This window comes from Hoeflea sp. BAL378, assembly GCF_000759435.1.
Taxonomy (GTDB): Bacteria; Pseudomonadota; Alphaproteobacteria; order Rhizobiales; family Rhizobiaceae; genus Hoeflea.
Genome location: NZ_JRJG01000040.1, coordinates 1 through 16,152, shown reverse-complemented (window position 1 = coordinate 16,152; position 16,152 = coordinate 1). Strand labels below are relative to the sequence as shown.

Below are 16,152 nucleotides of genomic sequence, written 5' to 3'. Positions count from 1 at the left end.
CCGGCCGATCCACATCGAGATTGACGGCGGCGTCACCCCCGCCACCGCGCCGCTGGTGGCTGCCGCCGGCGCCGACGTGCTGGTCGCGGGCTCGGCGGTGTTCAGGGGCGCGGGCGAAGAGGACTGGGCCGAGAACATCTCGGCCATCAGGCTGGCGGCGCAAGCTGCTCTCTGAGGACAGTGATGTCTGAGCCGCAGACCCCCGGCGTGAACCGGGGGCCGGGATCGGGCGGTGGCGCCGGGATCAGTCGTCGAGATCCTCGGGCAGCGCCAGGTTGAGGCCGATGGCGATCACGGCCGCGGGCAGCAGGCCGCTGGTGAGCAGGATCTGCGCGGTCTTGCCGAGATGCTGAAGCGCCTCGGGAACCAGTTGCAGGCCGAGGCTGATCGACAGCGCGGTCGCGAAGATCACCATGTTACGCCGGTTCCAGTTGACCTCCGAGAGCATGTTGACGCCCGCCGCGCAGACCATGCCGAACATGACGATGACGCCGCCGCCGAGGACGTTGATCGGCACGGTGTTGATCAGCGCGCCGATCTTCGGCACGAAGCCGCAGACGATCAGGAACAGCGCGCCGATGGTCACCACGTGCCGGCTCATCACCCCGGTCATGGCGATCAGCCCGACATTCTGCGAGAACGAGGTGTTGGGCAGGCCGCCGAACACGCCCGCCACCGCCGTGCCGAGCCCGTCGGCGAAGGTCGCGCCCTCGATCTCCTTGTCGGTCGCCTCGCGGCCGGCGCCGCCTTTGGTGATGCCGGATGTGTCGCCCACGGTCTCGATCGCCGAGACGATGGCCATGAAGCACATGCCGATGATGATGGCGGTGTTGAACTCGAAGCCCCATTTGAACGGGATCGGCAGCGAGAAATAGCCGGCCCGCTCGAAGCTGGTGAAGCTCACCTGGCCCATCATCAGCGCCACCGCATAGCCCGCGAGGATGCCGATCAGCACCGCCGCCACGGCCGCGAAGCCGCGGGTGAAGAACTTGACCGCCAGGGTGACGACGATCACCACCAGCGCCGGGGTCCACATCGCCAGGCTGCCGAATTCCGGCTTGCCCATCAGCGGCACGCCGCCGGCGGCATACTGGACGCCGACCTTGACCAGCGCCAGCCCGATCATCAGCACGATCAGCCCTGTGACCAGCGGCGGCAGCGCGTAGCGGATGCGGCCGACGATGAAGCCCAGGCAGAAGTGGAACAGCCCGCCGATCATCACCCCGGTCATCAGCCCCGCGAGGCCGGCGGCCCCGAGCCCCGCCACCGCCGGGATCATGATCGGCACGAAGGCGAAGCTGGTGCCCTGCACGATCGGCAGCCGCGCCCCGACCGGGCCCATGCCGATGGTCTGGAACAGCGTGGCCACGCCCGCGAACAGGAGCGACATCTGGATCATGTAGGTCATGTCCGGAAAGCCGAGCGCCCCCTGGTCCGAGCCGAAGCCGATGCCGGCGGCGCCGGCGACGATGATCGCCGGGGTGACGTTGGAGACAAACATCGCCAGCACGTGCTGGATCCCGAGCGGGACCGCCTTGGCGAGCGGCGGCGTGTAGTCGGGGTCCCGCAACTGCTCTGCGGTTCCCAAGGATATGTCGGCCATGGTCTTCTTCCCTCAGGGGCGCGTGTCGCGCCGGCCCGCCGCCCCCCATTGCCGCGAACCGGCTTATGCCGGCTGGTGTCGACTTCAGCGATCGGGCGTGCCCCGCGGCCCGCCCGATCGCTGCGTCAGTCCCTGTTCCTCAGATGCAAGGCCTGTGCCACGCCTCCCCGTGCGCCTCAGGCGAGGCGTCCGGAGAGTTTCAGGCGGCTGATGCCTCCGTCGGGAAAGATGTTGAGCCGCACATGGGTGACCGGGCCGATATCGCTCAAATGGGCGGACAGGTCGTGGACATGGTCGGCCTTGAGTTTCTGCTGCGCGATCAGGTCGGGCCAGAACATCGAGGCGGTGATGAGCGCGTCGCCCGCGTCCGTGCCGAATTCGCTCATGTCGGCGGCCTGGATCGAGCAGGAGTCGGGAAAATTGCCCTTGTAATAGGCAGTGTCGACGATCGCGGACGAGATCACGCCGCGCGCGCCAAGCGCGATGACGATCCATTCATTGCCGGGAACGCGCCTGCGGCTGGTTTCCCAGCCGTCGCCCATGTTGAGCCCGCGTCCCGGCGCCAGCAGCCGGTGGTAGGACCCGTAATGGGCGTCCGAGAAGCCGATGATGCGTCCGCCGTTGAGCGAGGCCGAGAGCTCGATCTCGCCACTGCCAACCTTCGAGCGGTCGAGGAAGGGCTGGCCGTAGACGCGAAGGCGAGCGACGCCGCCGTCGGGATAGATGTGCAGCCGCACATGGGTGAAGATCTCCGACGACTGCGAGGCGAGGTAGTGATGCGCGCTCGGCCCCAGCGGCGAGGTGGCCAGCACCTCGGTCCAGACGGTGGCGTCATCGGGATCGCCCGCCACGTTGCAGGCCTCGATGCGCGCGGCCGGCGGGTAATTGCCGGTGAAATGCGAGGTGTCGACATCGAAGCCGTCGATGCGGCCGGCGGCGGCCAGCCTGACAACCGCGAAATCATGGCCCAGAACCCGCTTGCGGCGGCTTTCCCAGCCGTCCATCCACTTGCCGTTGTCGTCATACTTGTCCTCGATGAACACGGCCGGCTGGTCGGCCAGCATCCGCTCCAAGGGCGCAAAGAACTCGTCGGTGGCGAACAAGGCCTTGGCGCCCAGTCCCGCCGAGGCGAGGTTGACGGCATTGCGGGCAAAACCGGGAAGCTGCGCCGGCGCGTGGTCACTCATCATTTCACTCCTGGTCATGGGGTCCGGATCGACAGGCCCGGGGTTCAGCCCATTGTATGCGCAGAAAATCGGCTTCGGTTTCAAATTTTTCCGGAAGATGTCGAAGCCGCCACCCGCTCTATCTCGGCGCGGACGCCCTTGATCACGTGGTCGACGAACAGCTTGACCTTGGGGTCCTGCAGCCGCTTGTGCGGATAGAGGCAGGAAAACGGCTGCGGCGTCGGCGGCGTGGCGGAGGCCACCTCCACCAGCGTGCCTGCATCCAGATGGGCCGCGATGTCATAGCGGGTCTTGTTGACGATGCCGCACCCCGCCAGCGCCCAGGCGGTCAGCACGTCGCCGTCGTCGCTCTCGAGCGACCCATCTGGATGGAAGCCGCGGATCTCGCCGTCGACGATCAGGTTCCAGTAGAACTCGGTGGCGCCGGGATAGCGCAGCAGCAGGCATTTGTGCGCCCTGGAGACGATGTCGTCGCCGCTTGCGGGCATGCCGTGGCTCTTGATGTAGCCGGGTGAGGCCGCGAGCACACGCTCGAATTCGTGGATGGCGCGCACCCGCATGTCCGAATCCGGCAGCGGCCCGAGCACGAAGGCGGCGTCGAGGCCCTCCTGGGCGATGTCGACCTTGCGGTCCGACAGTCTCAGCCGCACATTGATATCCGGGTACTCAAGCTTGAAGGCCGGGATCAGCGGCGCCACCAGCCGCTTGCCGAGCGCCAGCGGCGCGGAGATGAACAGCGTGCCTTTCGGCTGGGCGGTGATCTCGGCAATGCCGCCCTCGACCTCGCGGATGGTGTCGAGGATCTTGATCGCGCCCTTGTAGAACAGTTCGCCATGCGCCGTGGCGCGCAGGCTGCGCGTGGTGCGGTTGAACAGCCGCACGCCCAGGCTCTTCTCGAGATCGGAGATCCGGCTCGAGGAGACCGCCGCCGAGACGCGCAGGTCGCGCGCGGCAGCCGACATGCTGCCGAGCTCGTAGACCCGCACGAATGTCCTGAGCATGTCCACATAGGCCATGGTCTGTTCCACCGATCACACCGAACGCCAGTTGACCGCTCCCCGCGCGGATTGTCCAGATAAAACAGAAGACAAGGAGGATTGCCTTGTGGGGAACGAAAATCCAGGGCGTGAAGGCCCGAGTCAGCCGTGGCGCTTGAGCCGTACCAGCGCAAGGTCCAGCGCCGAGAGAAACCGCGACCGGTCCTGGCGCGAGAACGGCGCCGGCCCGCCCACCTGCGCGCCGCCGGCCCGGAGGTCGGCCATGATCGCCCGCGTCGCCACAGCCATGCCGATGGAATCGGGCGTGAACGGCTTGCCGGTGTGGCTCATCACCGCGGCCGCTTCGGCCTTGATGCAGCGCTCGGCCAGAAGAATATCGGCGGTCACCACCACGGCGCGCCGGGTCACATGCTCGACGATGCGGTCGTCGGCGGCGTCGAAATTGCCCGGCACGATCTCGCGCTCGACCAGCGGATCGGCCTCGATCCGGAAGAAGCTGTTGGAGACGAAGGTGACGCGCACGCTATGGCGCAGCGCCACCTTGACGCATTCCTCCCGCACCGGGCAGGCATCGGCGTCGACCAGCAGGCGGATGGGCAGGGTGTCGGGATCGGGAATGGTCATGGCAGTGCAATACCCCGTGTCACCGGCTTAGCCAAGGTCGGTGCACCTGTCCGCGAGGCGCGACGACATCCCCGGGCCGGTTCCTGACAGCCTCATTCGGGCAGAAACACCAGGGCAAGCAGATAGTTCTCGTCCACGCCGGAACTGACCGCCAGGTCGCGAATGGATTGCCGGTTCGTCGCTGTGATTCCGCGCGCCTGCAGTCTCGCAACCAGGTCATCGGGTGCGATGCGCATGGTGTCCGCCAAGGCGAACAGCGGAGCGTCGACGAGCGCTTCCTCGATCGGTCTTTTCAACTGGGGGCCGGTTATGAGGCCCCAGCTGAAGAGGGAGGCCGCCAGCGCCAGCGTGAAGGCGGTGACGCTGACCTTGCCCCAGTTCGACCTGAGGTGGTTCTTGAACGGTCGGAAATTGGCCGCGATATGTCCGCCGCACCCCACCAGGAACAGCCATGAAAACCATTGATGCACCACCGTCGTCAGCCCGATGTCCCATTCGAAGAACATCAGCACGCCGGTGGCCGACATCAGGATGAAGGAGCCGATGGTGAGCGGCGTCGACCATGTTCGCAGGGCAGGAGCCTTAAGCATGGCTAGTGCCTTCCAGGCCGTGGTCCATGGTGTCGAGGTGGCGATCAAGGGGTCTGGCCTTGCGGCAGACGACGATTGCGCCGCTGATCAGCGCATGGCGGGTGGATCTCATTGTCATTCCTGTCCGTATATGTGTAATATGCACATAATAGGAGAAGCCGCATGACGTCAACAAAGAATGTGCAAAATACACATATCAGCGATCAGATCCGCCAGCTCCATGGTTCGCTGATCGATATCGTCAGCGTCATGAACCGGCCGCAGCGCGACGAGGCGATGTTGCGGGAAGCGGGGATATCGCTCGACCGGGCCCTGTTTCCGCTGCTGGTCGGTATTGAACGCCTCGGCCCGATCGGCGTGGTGGAGATCGCGGACCGGGTCGGGCGCGATTACACCACCGTCAGTCGCCAGGTTGCGAAGCTTGAAAGCCTCGGTCTTGTCGATCGTCAGGGAAGCGCGACCGACCGGCGGGTTCGCGAGGCCACCGTCACGCCGAAGGGCAAGGCGATGACCGATCGGGTCGACGCGGCGCGGGAAAGGATGGGCCGTGCCATCCTTGCCAGTTGGGACCAGCAGGACATCGAGGATCTGGTGCGGCTCATGCGCAGGTTCGCGGACGATATCGTCAGGGGCGCCCCCCAGGACTCAGGGAGCGCCGATTGAGAAACGCGGCCTTCCAGCCGCAATGATCGCTCAGTCGGGTTCGCCGGCGCGCGCCAGCATGCCGAACAGGTCGCGCGGATCGTCGGGATCGGCGATCATGTCGAGCTGGACGAAATGGCCGGTCTTGAGCGCCCGCTCATGCACATATTTGAGCGCCGAGAAATCCTCGATGGCGAAGCCCACGCCGTCGAACAGGGTGATCTGCGACGGCGATGTCCGGCCTTCCGCCTCGCCGGTGATCACCTGCCACAGCTCGGTCACCGGATGGTCGGCCGGCATCTGCTGGATCTCGCCCTCGATGCGCGTCTGCGGCGGATATTCGACGAAGATCTGCGAGCGCAGGAGGATGTCCTTGTGCAGTTCGGTCTTGCCGGGGCAGTCGCCGCCGATGGCGTTGATGTGGATGCCGTCGCCGATCATGTTGTCGGTCAGGATGGTGGCGAACTGCTTGTCGGCGGTACAGGTGGTGACGATCGTCGCACCCTCCATGGCTTCCTGCGACGACCGGCAGGCCGTGACCTTCAGTCCGGATCCGGCGAGGTTGCGGGCGCATTTGGCGGTGGCGGCGGCGTCGATGTCGTAGAGCCTGACTTCCTCGATGCCGACCACGGCCTTGAACGCCATCGCCTGGAATTCCGACTGCGCGCCATTGCCGATCAGCGCCATCACCTTGGCACCCTTCGGCGCCAGATGCCGCGCCGCCATCGCCGAGGTCGCGGCGGTCCGGAGCGCCGTCAGCACGGTCATTTCCGACAGCAGCACCGGATAGCCCGACGCCACGTCGGCGAGCAAGCCGAAGGCGGTGACCGTCTGCAGGCCCTGCTTGGTGTTGGTCGGATGGCCGTTGACATATTTGAAGCCGTAGAACTCGCCGTCCGAGGTGGGCATCAGCTCGATCACCCCGGTTTCGGAATGGCAGCCGAACCGCGGCGTCTTGTCGAACAGCGGCCAGCGGGTGAAATCGTGCTCGATGGCGTCGGCCAGCTCCGTGAGCACCGTCTCCACGCCGATCGAATGCACCAGCCGCATCATGTTCTCGACGCTGATGAAGGGGACGAAGGCGAGATGGGAAGGTGGGGTCATGAATATCTCCTGCGGTAAAGGGATTGTCGGGATCAGGCGCTTCGGTTGACGCGGTCGAACACGGTGCGGCCCATCAGGCTCGCGGTCAGGTCGACCATCAGCCGCGCGGTGCGGCCGCGCTCGTCGAGAAACGGATTGAGCTCGACCAGGTCGAGGGAACTGACGAGGCCCGACTCGTGCAGCATCTCCATCACCAGATGGGCTTCGCGGAAGGTGGCGCCGCCGGGCACCGTGGTGCCGACCGCCGGCGCGATCGAAGGATCGAGGAAATCGACGTCGAGCGACACATGCAGCAGGCCATTTGCCGCCCGCACCTCGTCGAGAAAGCCCTTGAGCGGGGCGACGAAGCCGCGCTCGTCGAGTTCGCGCATGTCCACCGGCGTGAGGGCATGGTCGCGCAGCGCCGCGCGCTCGTCGGGGTCGACCGAGCGGATGCCGAACAGACAGATCCGCTCCACCGGCACCGGATCGGGAAACGGCGGGAAGGCGTCGAAGCCGCCGAGCCCGGCGAGATAGGCGACAGGCGTGCCGTGCAGATTGCCCGACCGCGTGGTCACCGGCGTGTGGAAATCGCTGTGGGCGTCGAGCCAGAGCACGAACAGCGGCCGTCCCTTCTCCCTCGCATGGGCCGCGACGCCCGCCACCGTGCCGAGCGACAGGCTGTGATCGCCGCCGAGAAACACCGGAAAGCCGGCCGCCATGGCGTCCCGGGCCGCCGCCGCGAGCGCGCCGGTCCAGGCAATCGTCTCGGCCAGGTGATGCACCGCCGGATTGGGGCTGGCGGCGTCGCCCGCCGGCCTCGGCGCCACGTCGCCGCGGTCGCTGACAGTGCAGCCGAGCTCCTCGAGCGTCGCAGCCAGGCCCGCCACGCGGTACGAAGCCGGCCCCATCAGGCAACCCGGATTGGACTGGCCGCTGTCGACGGGCGCGCCGATCAGAATGCAATGCTGGTTCATGGTGGTCCCTCTCTTGCCGCCACAGGTCGCAGAGGCGGCTGGCGGTTTGAAGGGCAATTTTCGCCGGTCCGGAGGCCGGAACGGCGGATGCGTCAGTCGGGTTTTCCAATTTGGCAAATCGGCCCGGCGGCAAACCGGCCGTTGCGCCGGCTTTCATGCCGGGTGCGGCGCAGATTTGGCGCTTTGAATAAGCTTTCGGCTCAATTATGATCAAATCGAAAAGCCAACCCATCAGATCGGGAAGCAGGAATGTCTAATCTGGATGACATGGATATCCGCCTGATCGCGGAGCTCAGGCGCGACGGGCGCGCCTCCATTTCCGATCTCGCGGCGAAACTGAAGCTGGCCCGCGCCACCGTGCGCGGCCGCATCGAACGGCTGATGGCGAGCGGCGAGATCGCCGGCTTCACCGTTCTCACCCGCGCCGACGTGACAGCGGCCCCTGTGCGCGGGCTCACGCTCATCGGCATCGAGGGCAGGGGGACCGAGCGCATCATCGCGCAGCTCCAGGGGATTCCGGCCGTGCAGGCCGTGCACTCCACCAATGGACGCTGGGACCTGATCATCGAACTGGCGACGGAGACGCTGCAGGAGCTCGACGACACGCTGGTGCGCATCCGCCGCTTCGAGGGCATCACCTCGAGCGAGACCAACCTCTACCTGTCCACCCGGCGGCCGTTGAAGCGCCCCGCCTGAGATGTCCCGGCATGCGGTGCCACGCCGATCGGGTGGAACCGATGCCGGCCCGTCGCGTTGAGCAAGGCAGCCGGACGACCTGCGGGTTGGCCGGCGCTCTTCTGCGGCCGGTCCCCGGCCGTTCTTTCCATAGTTTCAGCATTTCCGAAAAGCCCGCATTTCCGAAAAGGATGACAGCCATGGCTCCCCAGGACATCAGCGACGTGATCGCGAAAATCGTCGAAGATCCCGCTCTCGCCAGAGCGGAGAAGATCAAGGAGCTCGAGCGGCTGCGCGAGAACGCCCGCGCCGAAATGCGCGCTGCGAGCGAAAGCGCCATGGTCGACGACGCCGAGACCGGCGACGATCTCAAGCATCTCGATCTGGCGCTCGACGCTCTCGGCGCCGACAGCGCCTCCATCGAGGACAACGGCGCCGCGACCCTTTGAACCCTGGCCGTCAGCGCGCCACGATGGTGTCGATCCGTCCGTTGATCTGCGCGCCGAGCGGCAGGCCGCGGGCCAGGAACGGTTCGTAGCCGCGCGCGCGCATCACCGAGATGGTCCGGTCGATGTCATAGCGCACGCGATGGAGGCTCAGCCGCCGCTCGTGCCAGATCGCATAGGCAGCGCGCGGATCCCCGTCGCGCGGCTGGCCGACCGAGCCGGGATTGCAGAACAGTTTCTCGCCGAAGCGGTGCTGGAACTGCACATGGGTGTGGCCGACGAACAGCACATTGACGCCCTCGGGAAAGATCGCCGCATCCACCTCGCGCACATACTGGTCGAGCGGATCCTCCGGCCCGCCATGCACCATCAGCACGTCGCCGTCGCGCACGAAGGAAGCCGAGCGGCCGAGCCAGGCGATGCTTGCCTCCGACAGCCGCGCCCGGTGATCATCGATGATCGAGGCTACCACCTTCGAGCGTGTGCAGTTCTCCCCCGTGGTGATGTAGCTGTCGTGGTTGCCCAGAATATTGGGAATGCCGGACGCCATGAGTATCTGGCAGCACTCTTCCGGCTCTGCATTGTAGCCCACCACGTCGCCGAGGCTGATGAAGCTGTCGCAGCCGCGTGCGCGCGCATCCGCCAGCACCGCCTCGAGAGCCGTCAGATTGGCGTGGATGTCAGACAGGATCGCCAGCATAGCCGCTCGGCTCCTTTCCGGGCAGGGTGTCGGCGATGAAATCCTCGTTGTAGCGGTGTGCCGCGCCATGCCGGATCACCGGCTGCTCCGGCGTCCGGCCTTCGAGCAGATCGTCGATGCACATCTCCGCCTCGACGAAGCCGAAGGCGGCGCGCAGCGAGCAACTGCTGGAAAAGCGCGGATTGATCTCCAGAAGATAGGGGGTCTCGCCGCCCATCCGGAACTGCAGGTTCGTCGGTCCGATCGGCTGGAAGTGGCGGATGATCCGGCCGGTCAGGGCGGCGATCGCCGGGTGGTCGAGCACCTCGACCTCGCCGGTATGGCCCGAGCGCGTGAGCCTGCGGCGCATGATGATCGGGCCGAGGGATGTCCCGTCGCCCAGGCCGTAGACGCCGACGGTGTATTCGTCGGCCTCGGTTCCCATCACGGTCTGCATCAGCCAGTTGTCGCCGCTGCGCCGGGTCCAGTAGGCGAAGTCCGAGGCGTCATCGAGCCGCACGATCCCGGCCGATCCCTCGCCGCGCCGGGGCTTGAGCAGCAGCGGCGCCGGGCCGAGCGCGGCCAGGGCCTCCTCCCAGCTCTCCGGCCGGGCCGAGGGGATGGCCGGAAACCCGGCCGCGCGATAGGCCTTCTGGAAATCGGCCTTGTCGGCGCAGAGCGCGATCAGGCCCTCGCGGTTCAGCGCCACTTTCACGCCCATGTCGCGGAAGGCGGCCCTGTTGCCGTTGAAGAAATCCATGTCGACGCTGAGGCCCGGCAGGATCAGCTCGATGCCTTCCCGCCGCACCAGCCCGCGCCAGAAATCCAGATAGGCCTCGGAGGCCTCATCGATCGCGGGCTTCTGCTCCACCGCATCGCAGAAGGTCTTGGAAAACGGCGTGATCCGCCGGTCGACGCCCATGATGCGGACCCTGCCGCGCGGCCGCAACGAGCGGGCGATGCCCTGGCCGATCAGCGCGCCGACGCCGGTCACGGCGACCGTGGGACGGCGGCTCGCGTCAGGCACCGGTCGCCTCAAGCTCGAACAGCAGCGCCACGCAGAGATCGGGAAACTCGACGCCGACCTTCAGCATCGCCTGGAGATTGGCCTCCATGTCGTCGAGCGTCTTGAGCACGCTGAGCGGCAGCGGCTTGAGGTAGATCCCCTCCTCGAGCGTGGTGCGGTATCCCGCCGCCTCGACATCGGCGCGCAGCGTGTCGCGGCAGTAGTTGCGCTTGTGGCCGAGCTGGTGGTCGGTGGCGTTGAGATCGTAGATATCGCCGATCATGCCCATTTCCAGGCCCAGCCGGCGGTTGAGCGACTTGGCGTTGGGCACGGCCACATAGAGCTTGCCGCCCGGCGCAAGAAAATCCCGGTAGCGCGATAGGATCAGGCGCGGATCGTCGACATGTTCGAGCACGAAGCCCATCACGATCACGTCGAAGGCCCGATCCGGCGCGTAGGTCTCGAAATAATCCTGCACCAGCCGGCCCTGGTACCAGCCGTGCTGCGCCCGGAAATGGTCGATCACCCGCTGCGACCCCTCCACCACCTCGTGGTGGTCGGCCATCTCGGTGAAATAGGGCACGGTGTAGCCGTGGCCCAGGCCCAGCTCGAGAAGCGAGCCGACATGCCCGATCCGGTTTTCGATCCGCTTCGGATACCAGTTCATGATCAGGTCGTTCTCGATCTCTACGGTCGGGTCGGCCAGGTATTTGTCGGCGACGGCGTCCAGGTTTTCCATGGCAGTCCCTTCCAGACAGGCGTCAATCGAGAAAGAAGAACGGAAGGCCGCGCGCCTGCAGGCTGTCGACCGACGCGATGATCCGCCGCGCATTGAGCGGATTGAGGCCGACGAAGACCGCGCCGAGGCCGGCGGGCGCGTCATTGGGCCTGACGATCTCGATGCCGTTGAGCTTCGTGCCCTGCAGGAACCGGTTCTGGTCGACAAAGCAGGCGACCCGCTCCGGCCGCGCGAGGCAGGACAGGATGAAATTGCCGTAGATCCCGGCGCCGTAGATGGCGACCCGTGCGTCCCCGTCCAGGGAGCGCTCCTGCTCGGCGATCCGCGCGCGGGCGCCCGACCAGAACCCGACAAGTTGGTCGACGGCGGCTTTCGATCCGGGGATCGCTTCGGCCGTTTGCGTGTCCGGGCCGGTCGCCTTGCCGGTGACGACGAAGGCCGCGGCGTGCGCCGTCTCGTCGATGGCGATGTTGCCGAACCCCGCCCGCTCCAGCATCACGGTCAGCGAGCCGCGGCTGAAATGGTTGACATGGTCGGCGACGATGAAATCGGCCCAGTTCGCATACATGTCGGGCACAATGAAATAGAAGGTCCCGCCGGGGCGCAGCAGCGTCCTGATCTCCGCCAGCACCTCGCTGAGGCGGGGAATGTGTTCGAGCGCATAGAAGGACATGACCGCGTCGAGCGTCCCCGACCAGGCGGGGTCGGGCCGGTGCGAGGCCCGGTGCGCGGGCTTCGGGAAGTCCGCCCAATAGGCCTGGTACTTGTCGGTCACATCGAACAGATAGGGCTCGACGTTCGGGCTCGCCTCGACCATCCGGCGCAGCGTCGCGCCCTTGGCGCAGCCATAGTCGAGGATCTTCGGGCTGCCGGAGAGATCGAGCTTGGCGAGCGCGACCGCCGCCTGGTGCTCGGAGCGGTAGATCTCCCTGCCGTCCCGGATCTCGTAGAGCTGGTCATCGTCGATGCCGGCCTCGTTGATCGAGTATTCCTCGGCGTAATACCGCTCGAGATCCGGCAGTTCCTCGGTCTGGACGTGGTCGCAGACGCCGCAATGGAAGATCCGCGTCTGCCCGGGCACGACCTTGTTCATGGTGGTGAGCGACGTCCGCTCGCCGCCGCGATAGACCGGCGGCCCCAAATCGGCGGAGCAGACATTGCAGACCGTCATGACCGGGGAGCGCTCACGAAATTGTCCGGGAACAGCGCCTCGACATCCGTGCCCGCGGTGATGGAGGATTTCCATCCCACCTTCATGCCGACCGGGTCGTTGTAGTTGAAGAACCGGCTCTGGATCGACCATCTCGAGCGGGCGGAGCGGTTTTCGCCCGAACCGTGGATCGTCAGGAAATCCATGATCAGCAGGTCGCCCGGCTCGGTCAGCGGCGCGACCTGCTCGTATTTGGCGACGACCGCCGCCTCGTCGTGGATGCCGATCTGGTAGGCGCCGACCTTGTCGGCATAGGTGGTGCCCTTCGAATAGACGCACAGCCCGTCCTTGTGCGACTTCGGCAGGATGATCACCGCACCCATGTCGTCGCGGACCGGCGCCAGCGGCGTCCAGAAGACGATGCCGTCGATGCTTTGCGGCTGGAACAGGAACTCCTGGTGCCAGTGCGAGCGGAACTTGTCCTCGTTCGGGTTGTCGATGCGGATGCCGTAGGAGGCGGCGCCGATGCCGGCATGGTCGGTGCCGCGCAGCTCGCGGAAAAGCGCCTCCGACGTCTCGCTCGAAATCAGCCGCAGGAAGGAGGGGATCTGCTTGGCGAGGTCGTAGACCTCGCCGGCGAAGCGGCGGTCGACCTCGAGCAACCGGTAATAGTCCCGGTCGAAGCTTTCCGGATCGAAGCCGGTGCGCGCGAGATCGACGCCATGGCGCTCGGCGACCAGCCCGATGATCGCGTAGGCATCCCGTTGGATCGGCGCGATTTCGCGCTCGCGGTCGAAGAAGCCCTTGATCAGCAGGTAGCCTTCGGACTCGAAGAATTCACGCTCGCCGGAACTGATCATCGTGTCGAACCCAATGTTGTAAATGGACGCTCGGGGACCAGTGCCTCCGGTCCCATGCCCGCTTGCCCGCGCCTGGACGGATCGGACCCATTGCAGGCCCGAATCAACTCAGATGCGCAGTATAGGTGTCTTCCCATCCGAGCGGGAGAACAATCGGCTGTAGCCAACCGGCCTTGGTCAGAAGGCGATGTCGAAGCGGCGCAGGATCCCGAAGGACAGGCTGAACTGGTCCTTCGAGCCCTGCGCGGTGATCGGCGAACTGGCGGCGTCGCCCACGAGCCGCGCCCATTCCGCGCCGGCCTCGACCGCCCAGTTCTCGTCCACCTGGTAGCGCAGCCCGGCTTCCAGGCCGGCGCTGACCAGGCCGCCGCCAGTGCGCGTGGCGGGAAACCGCGCCGAGGCATCCGCGGCGCTGACGCCGAAATAGGTGTTGGTGAATTTGCTGTCGGCGAAGCCGAGCCGCGGACCGCCATGGAAGGTCCACTGGTCGCCGGCATTGACGATCAGGTCCGCGCCGAGTTCGCCGCGAAATCCTTCATGGCCGCCGAAGCCGCGGCGCACTTCGCCCATGACCCGGAACTGGCCGATCTGGTACCTGGCCCCCACACCGAGTTCGACGGCGGTGTCGATCGTGGTGAGCCCGGCAAGCTCCGGCGAATCCTTGGCCGAGCGCTCGGGGACCACTTCCAGCGACGGGCTCAGCGAGAACCCCTCGTCGCTGCCGCCGCCGAGCGTGAAGCCGTTCGGCAGCGTCAACCGCTTGATGCGGACCAGCGGAACCGGGGACAGGATGAGATCGCTCGATCCGAAATAGCTTGGCTTGGCCTTGCCGCCGACCCCGAGCTCGAACACGATCCCGGGTCGGGCGGATGCCTGGTCCTGCGCACCGGCCGTCGAAACGCAGCCGCACGCGACGGTAGCGAGCGCGAGCGTCATGGCGGTGTTCATGGCAAGGTTCATTGTCGGGTCCTGACGCTGCGGTTTTATCTGCGGGATGAACCCATCATGCCCGGTCAAGGTTAACAAGCCGGCAAGGGGGCGAAGACCGGGCCCGATTTGATCGGCGCTGCCCGCTTGGGTCCCCGACCTGCGAGTCCGGCGCTCAAGTCTTTGCCTTTATTGAGGAAGTGAAGTTTTTCTCTGTATCCTCCAGTAATTCTGCCGATCTGTTCGGTCAGGCGATCGCCGGAGAACAAGGAATGCGGCGGGCCGGGGGGCGGTTGTACGGGATCGGAGAAAAACTTATGTATTTTAATATCTTTATGTAATGAGAAAGTTAATATGAGTCTTCGTGTCCGTAAATCACGGGCGCGTTTCAAGCATTGCTATAAAAATAGTGCACATATCCGCCCATGCCCGTGAATCAGTGTCGTGGAAGCTTTTATTTGGACTTCGATCAAGGGCGAAGGTACGGGAAAACCCCTGAAAAGCGGCGATGAGTCCCTGAAAACTGTCTGAACGGCCGGAATTGTTGCAACTCTGTCGCAACTTTCGGTAACCTTGGAGGGAATCATCGGATTCACGGTTGCGAATTCACCTGAGTTATGATCAATAATTTCTCGTTGATGTATTGTTAATGATTACATTGAGCACGGTCACGTTCTCCGGGGGGAATGGGTGTTTCATCTTCGAAACAGTTTGGCGTGCTCGTCGTGCCTGACGGCCGTATTGGCGACGATTTCAGCCGGCTTGACCTCCGCCGCGGAGGCCCGGGATCCCTGGAAGAATCTCCGCGGCGACACCGAGCCGGGCAAGATGCCGGCGGCGCGCCTCTCCAAGGCCGCCAAGGCGGCGACGCTGGAGACGCGCGAAGCCACCTACGCGCTCGACCAGCAGGATCTCGACCACAACCTGGGTGTGCTGCTCGACCGGTCCTATGGCGCCAGCGGTCCCGGCCCCGGCGACCCCGAAGCGGACGGCCGCAGCTTCATTCCCGGCATCGACGGCCTGGCCGGCGGCAGGAAATGGCGGCCCTATGTCGAGTTCACGGCGGCGCCCGGCAGCCGCAGCATGGGGCAGGTCAACCTGTTCGCGCCGCTCGCGCAGGACGGCGATTCGCTGCTGTTCACCGACCTGCGCGCCTCGGCCTGGACCGATGACGTGCAGGAGGGGAATTTCGGCCTCGGCTACCGTCAGATCCTGCCCGGCGGCTTTTTCGGCACGGACGCGATCTTCGGCATCTATGGCTTCGTCGATGCCCGCCGCTCGGCCTATGACAACATGTTCTACCAGGGCACGTTCGGCGCCGAACTGATGACCGAGAGCTTCGAGGTCCGCGCCAATGCCTATCTGCCGGGCGGGCGCCAGTACACCGTCGGCACGGCGGGTCCCGCCGTGGTTCTCGACGGCAGGAACCTCATCTATTCCGGCAACAACCTGGTCGAGCGGGCCTTGCCCGGATTTGACGTGGAAGCCGGGCTCAAGCTTGATTTCTCGGAGGCCGCCATCCGGCTCAATGCCGGCTATTTCCGCTTCGAGCGCGGCGACACGCTGGTCGAGGGGCCGCGGTTCCGCGCCGAGGTGGAGATCGAGGACCCGTTCGGGCTGGACGGCGCCAAGCTCACCCTCGGCGGCGAAATCCGCACCGACAAGGTCCGCGGCACCGAGGCGAGCGGCATCGTGCGGCTGCGGATGCCGCTCGGCGGCCCCAGCGAGACGGTCGCAGCCGAGCGGGACCTAAGCGGCCTCGACCGGCTGATGACGCGGCGGATCTACCGCGACGACGACATCGTCTCGCCCGTGGTGACCGAGACCAGGGCCAATGCCGGCAACCCGGTCACCGACGCGCTGTCGGGCGAAAGCCTGCAGGTGTTCCATGTCACCAACACCGCGCAGGGGGCCGCGGATTGCTCGACCGTCGCCAATGCCTGCGCCTTTGTCACCGCGCAGGGAC

17 protein-coding genes and 1 pseudogene are annotated in these 16,152 nt (G+C 65.8%); 5 read left to right on the top strand and 13 right to left on the bottom strand.

The features are described from left to right. Nucleotides 1-175: pseudogene (locus LL06_RS11295) on the top strand (ribulose-phosphate 3-epimerase); the annotation flags it as partial. 69 nt (nucleotides 176-244) lie between these two features. Here the strand turns inward: LL06_RS11295 and LL06_RS11290 are convergent. The 5 genes from LL06_RS11290 to LL06_RS26380 form a co-directional block, all read right to left on the bottom strand. After that, the gene (locus tag LL06_RS11290; protein ID WP_035526383.1) at nucleotides 245-1,603 is read right to left on the bottom strand and encodes a nucleobase:cation symporter-2 family protein; all 1,359 of its coding nucleotides are present in this window, start codon (nucleotides 1,601-1,603) and stop codon (nucleotides 245-247) included. A gap of 176 nt (nucleotides 1,604-1,779) precedes the next feature. Further along, nucleotides 1,780-2,790 (bottom strand): allantoicase, encoded by a 1,011-nt coding sequence (gene alc / locus LL06_RS11285; RefSeq protein ID WP_162835375.1) that lies wholly within the window; start codon nucleotides 2,788-2,790, stop codon nucleotides 1,780-1,782. A gap of 80 nt (nucleotides 2,791-2,870) precedes the next feature. Next, nucleotides 2,871-3,806 (bottom strand): LysR family transcriptional regulator, encoded by a 936-nt coding sequence (locus LL06_RS11280; RefSeq protein WP_035526377.1) that lies wholly within the window; start codon nucleotides 3,804-3,806, stop codon nucleotides 2,871-2,873. A gap of 123 nt (nucleotides 3,807-3,929) precedes the next feature. Further along, a complete protein-coding gene (locus LL06_RS11275; RefSeq protein ID WP_035526374.1) occupies nucleotides 3,930-4,412 on the bottom strand; it encodes a YaiI/YqxD family protein in 483 nt (160 codons plus the stop codon). 92 nt (nucleotides 4,413-4,504) lie between these two features. After that, nucleotides 4,505-5,050 carry a hypothetical protein gene (locus LL06_RS26380; RefSeq protein WP_152599570.1) on the bottom strand — a complete coding sequence of 182 codons (546 nt, stop codon included), beginning with the start codon at nucleotides 5,048-5,050 and terminating at the stop codon, nucleotides 4,505-4,507. Between the two features lie 114 nt (nucleotides 5,051-5,164). Between LL06_RS26380 and LL06_RS11265 the strand changes: the two genes are divergently transcribed. Further along, nucleotides 5,165-5,665, top strand: coding sequence for a MarR family winged helix-turn-helix transcriptional regulator (locus tag LL06_RS11265; RefSeq protein WP_035526371.1), 501 nt, complete (start codon nucleotides 5,165-5,167; stop codon nucleotides 5,663-5,665). Between the two features lie 30 nt (nucleotides 5,666-5,695). Here LL06_RS11265 and LL06_RS11260 read toward each other — a convergent pair whose 3' ends face one another. Continuing rightward, on the bottom strand, nucleotides 5,696-6,748 hold the full coding sequence (locus tag LL06_RS11260; protein ID WP_035526368.1) for an ornithine cyclodeaminase: 1,053 nt from the start codon (nucleotides 6,746-6,748) through the stop codon (nucleotides 5,696-5,698). 32 nt (nucleotides 6,749-6,780) lie between these two features. Further along, nucleotides 6,781-7,704: an arginase gene (gene rocF / locus LL06_RS11255; protein ID WP_035526365.1), complete on the bottom strand. Its 924-nt coding sequence runs from the start codon at nucleotides 7,702-7,704 to the stop codon at nucleotides 6,781-6,783. Between the two features lie 249 nt (nucleotides 7,705-7,953). On the opposite strand from rocF, the gene LL06_RS11250 reads away from it, so the two are divergent. Together LL06_RS11250 and LL06_RS11245 are read left to right on the top strand one after the other, a co-directional pair. After that, nucleotides 7,954-8,400 (top strand): Lrp/AsnC family transcriptional regulator, encoded by a 447-nt coding sequence (locus LL06_RS11250; RefSeq protein ID WP_173426120.1) that lies wholly within the window; start codon nucleotides 7,954-7,956, stop codon nucleotides 8,398-8,400. 179 nt (nucleotides 8,401-8,579) lie between these two features. After that, nucleotides 8,580-8,828 carry a hypothetical protein gene (locus LL06_RS11245; RefSeq protein WP_052161439.1) on the top strand — a complete coding sequence of 83 codons (249 nt, stop codon included), beginning with the start codon at nucleotides 8,580-8,582 and terminating at the stop codon, nucleotides 8,826-8,828. A 10-nt stretch (nucleotides 8,829-8,838) separates the two neighbouring features. On the opposite strand, the gene LL06_RS11240 is transcribed toward LL06_RS11245, so the two are convergent. The 6 genes from LL06_RS11240 to LL06_RS11210 form a co-directional block, all read right to left on the bottom strand. Next, nucleotides 8,839-9,525 (bottom strand): metallophosphoesterase family protein, encoded by a 687-nt coding sequence (locus LL06_RS11240; protein ID WP_035526362.1) that lies wholly within the window; start codon nucleotides 9,523-9,525, stop codon nucleotides 8,839-8,841. Then, the gene (locus LL06_RS11235) at nucleotides 9,506-10,531 is read right to left on the bottom strand and encodes an ATP-grasp domain-containing protein (protein ID WP_035526358.1); all 1,026 of its coding nucleotides are present in this window, start codon (nucleotides 10,529-10,531) and stop codon (nucleotides 9,506-9,508) included. The genes LL06_RS11240 and LL06_RS11235 overlap by 20 nt, the downstream gene beginning before the upstream one ends. Next, a complete protein-coding gene (locus tag LL06_RS11230) occupies nucleotides 10,524-11,249 on the bottom strand; it encodes a class I SAM-dependent methyltransferase (protein WP_035526356.1) in 726 nt (241 codons plus the stop codon). Before LL06_RS11230 ends, LL06_RS11235 begins: the two co-directional genes overlap by 8 nt. 22 nt (nucleotides 11,250-11,271) lie before the next feature. Then, on the bottom strand, nucleotides 11,272-12,420 hold the full coding sequence (locus LL06_RS11225; protein ID WP_052161438.1) for a class I SAM-dependent methyltransferase: 1,149 nt from the start codon (nucleotides 12,418-12,420) through the stop codon (nucleotides 11,272-11,274). Beyond that, nucleotides 12,417-13,259 carry a phytanoyl-CoA dioxygenase family protein gene (locus tag LL06_RS11215; RefSeq protein WP_035526347.1) on the bottom strand — a complete coding sequence of 281 codons (843 nt, stop codon included), beginning with the start codon at nucleotides 13,257-13,259 and terminating at the stop codon, nucleotides 12,417-12,419. The genes LL06_RS11225 and LL06_RS11215 overlap by 4 nt, the downstream gene beginning before the upstream one ends. Before the next feature lie 177 nt (nucleotides 13,260-13,436). Next, nucleotides 13,437-14,219, bottom strand: coding sequence for a MipA/OmpV family protein (locus LL06_RS11210; RefSeq protein WP_081963912.1), 783 nt, complete (start codon nucleotides 14,217-14,219; stop codon nucleotides 13,437-13,439). Between the two features lie 729 nt (nucleotides 14,220-14,948). On the opposite strand from LL06_RS11210, the gene LL06_RS11205 reads away from it, so the two are divergent. Continuing rightward, nucleotides 14,949-16,152, top strand: a 1,204-nt coding sequence (locus LL06_RS11205) for an inverse autotransporter beta domain-containing protein (protein ID WP_173426119.1), incomplete at its 3' end; no start/stop codon positions are given.

Coding starts and splice junctions, on each gene's coding strand:
- LL06_RS11290 (WP_035526383.1), bottom strand. CDS start 1,603: ATGGCCGACATATCCTTGGGAACCGCAGAGCAGTTGCGGGACCCCGAC.
- alc (WP_162835375.1), bottom strand. CDS start 2,790: ATGAGTGACCACGCGCCGGCGCAGCTTCCCGGTTTTGCCCGCAATGCC.
- LL06_RS11280 (WP_035526377.1), bottom strand. CDS start 3,806: ATGGCCTATGTGGACATGCTCAGGACATTCGTGCGGGTCTACGAGCTC.
- LL06_RS11275 (WP_035526374.1), bottom strand. CDS start 4,412: ATGACCATTCCCGATCCCGACACCCTGCCCATCCGCCTGCTGGTCGAC.
- LL06_RS11265 (WP_035526371.1), top strand. CDS start 5,165: ATGACGTCAACAAAGAATGTGCAAAATACACATATCAGCGATCAGATC.
- LL06_RS11260 (WP_035526368.1), bottom strand. CDS start 6,748: ATGACCCCACCTTCCCATCTCGCCTTCGTCCCCTTCATCAGCGTCGAG.
- rocF (WP_035526365.1), bottom strand. CDS start 7,704: ATGAACCAGCATTGCATTCTGATCGGCGCGCCCGTCGACAGCGGCCAG.
- LL06_RS11250 (WP_173426120.1), top strand. CDS start 7,954: ATGTCTAATCTGGATGACATGGATATCCGCCTGATCGCGGAGCTCAGG.
- LL06_RS11245 (WP_052161439.1), top strand. CDS start 8,580: ATGGCTCCCCAGGACATCAGCGACGTGATCGCGAAAATCGTCGAAGAT.
- LL06_RS11240 (WP_035526362.1), bottom strand. CDS start 9,525: ATGCTGGCGATCCTGTCTGACATCCACGCCAATCTGACGGCTCTCGAG.
- LL06_RS11230 (WP_035526356.1), bottom strand. CDS start 11,249: ATGGAAAACCTGGACGCCGTCGCCGACAAATACCTGGCCGACCCGACC.
- LL06_RS11225 (WP_052161438.1), bottom strand. CDS start 12,420: ATGACGGTCTGCAATGTCTGCTCCGCCGATTTGGGGCCGCCGGTCTAT.
- LL06_RS11215 (WP_035526347.1), bottom strand. CDS start 13,259: ATGATCAGTTCCGGCGAGCGTGAATTCTTCGAGTCCGAAGGCTACCTG.
- LL06_RS11210 (WP_081963912.1), bottom strand. CDS start 14,219: ATGAACCTTGCCATGAACACCGCCATGACGCTCGCGCTCGCTACCGTC.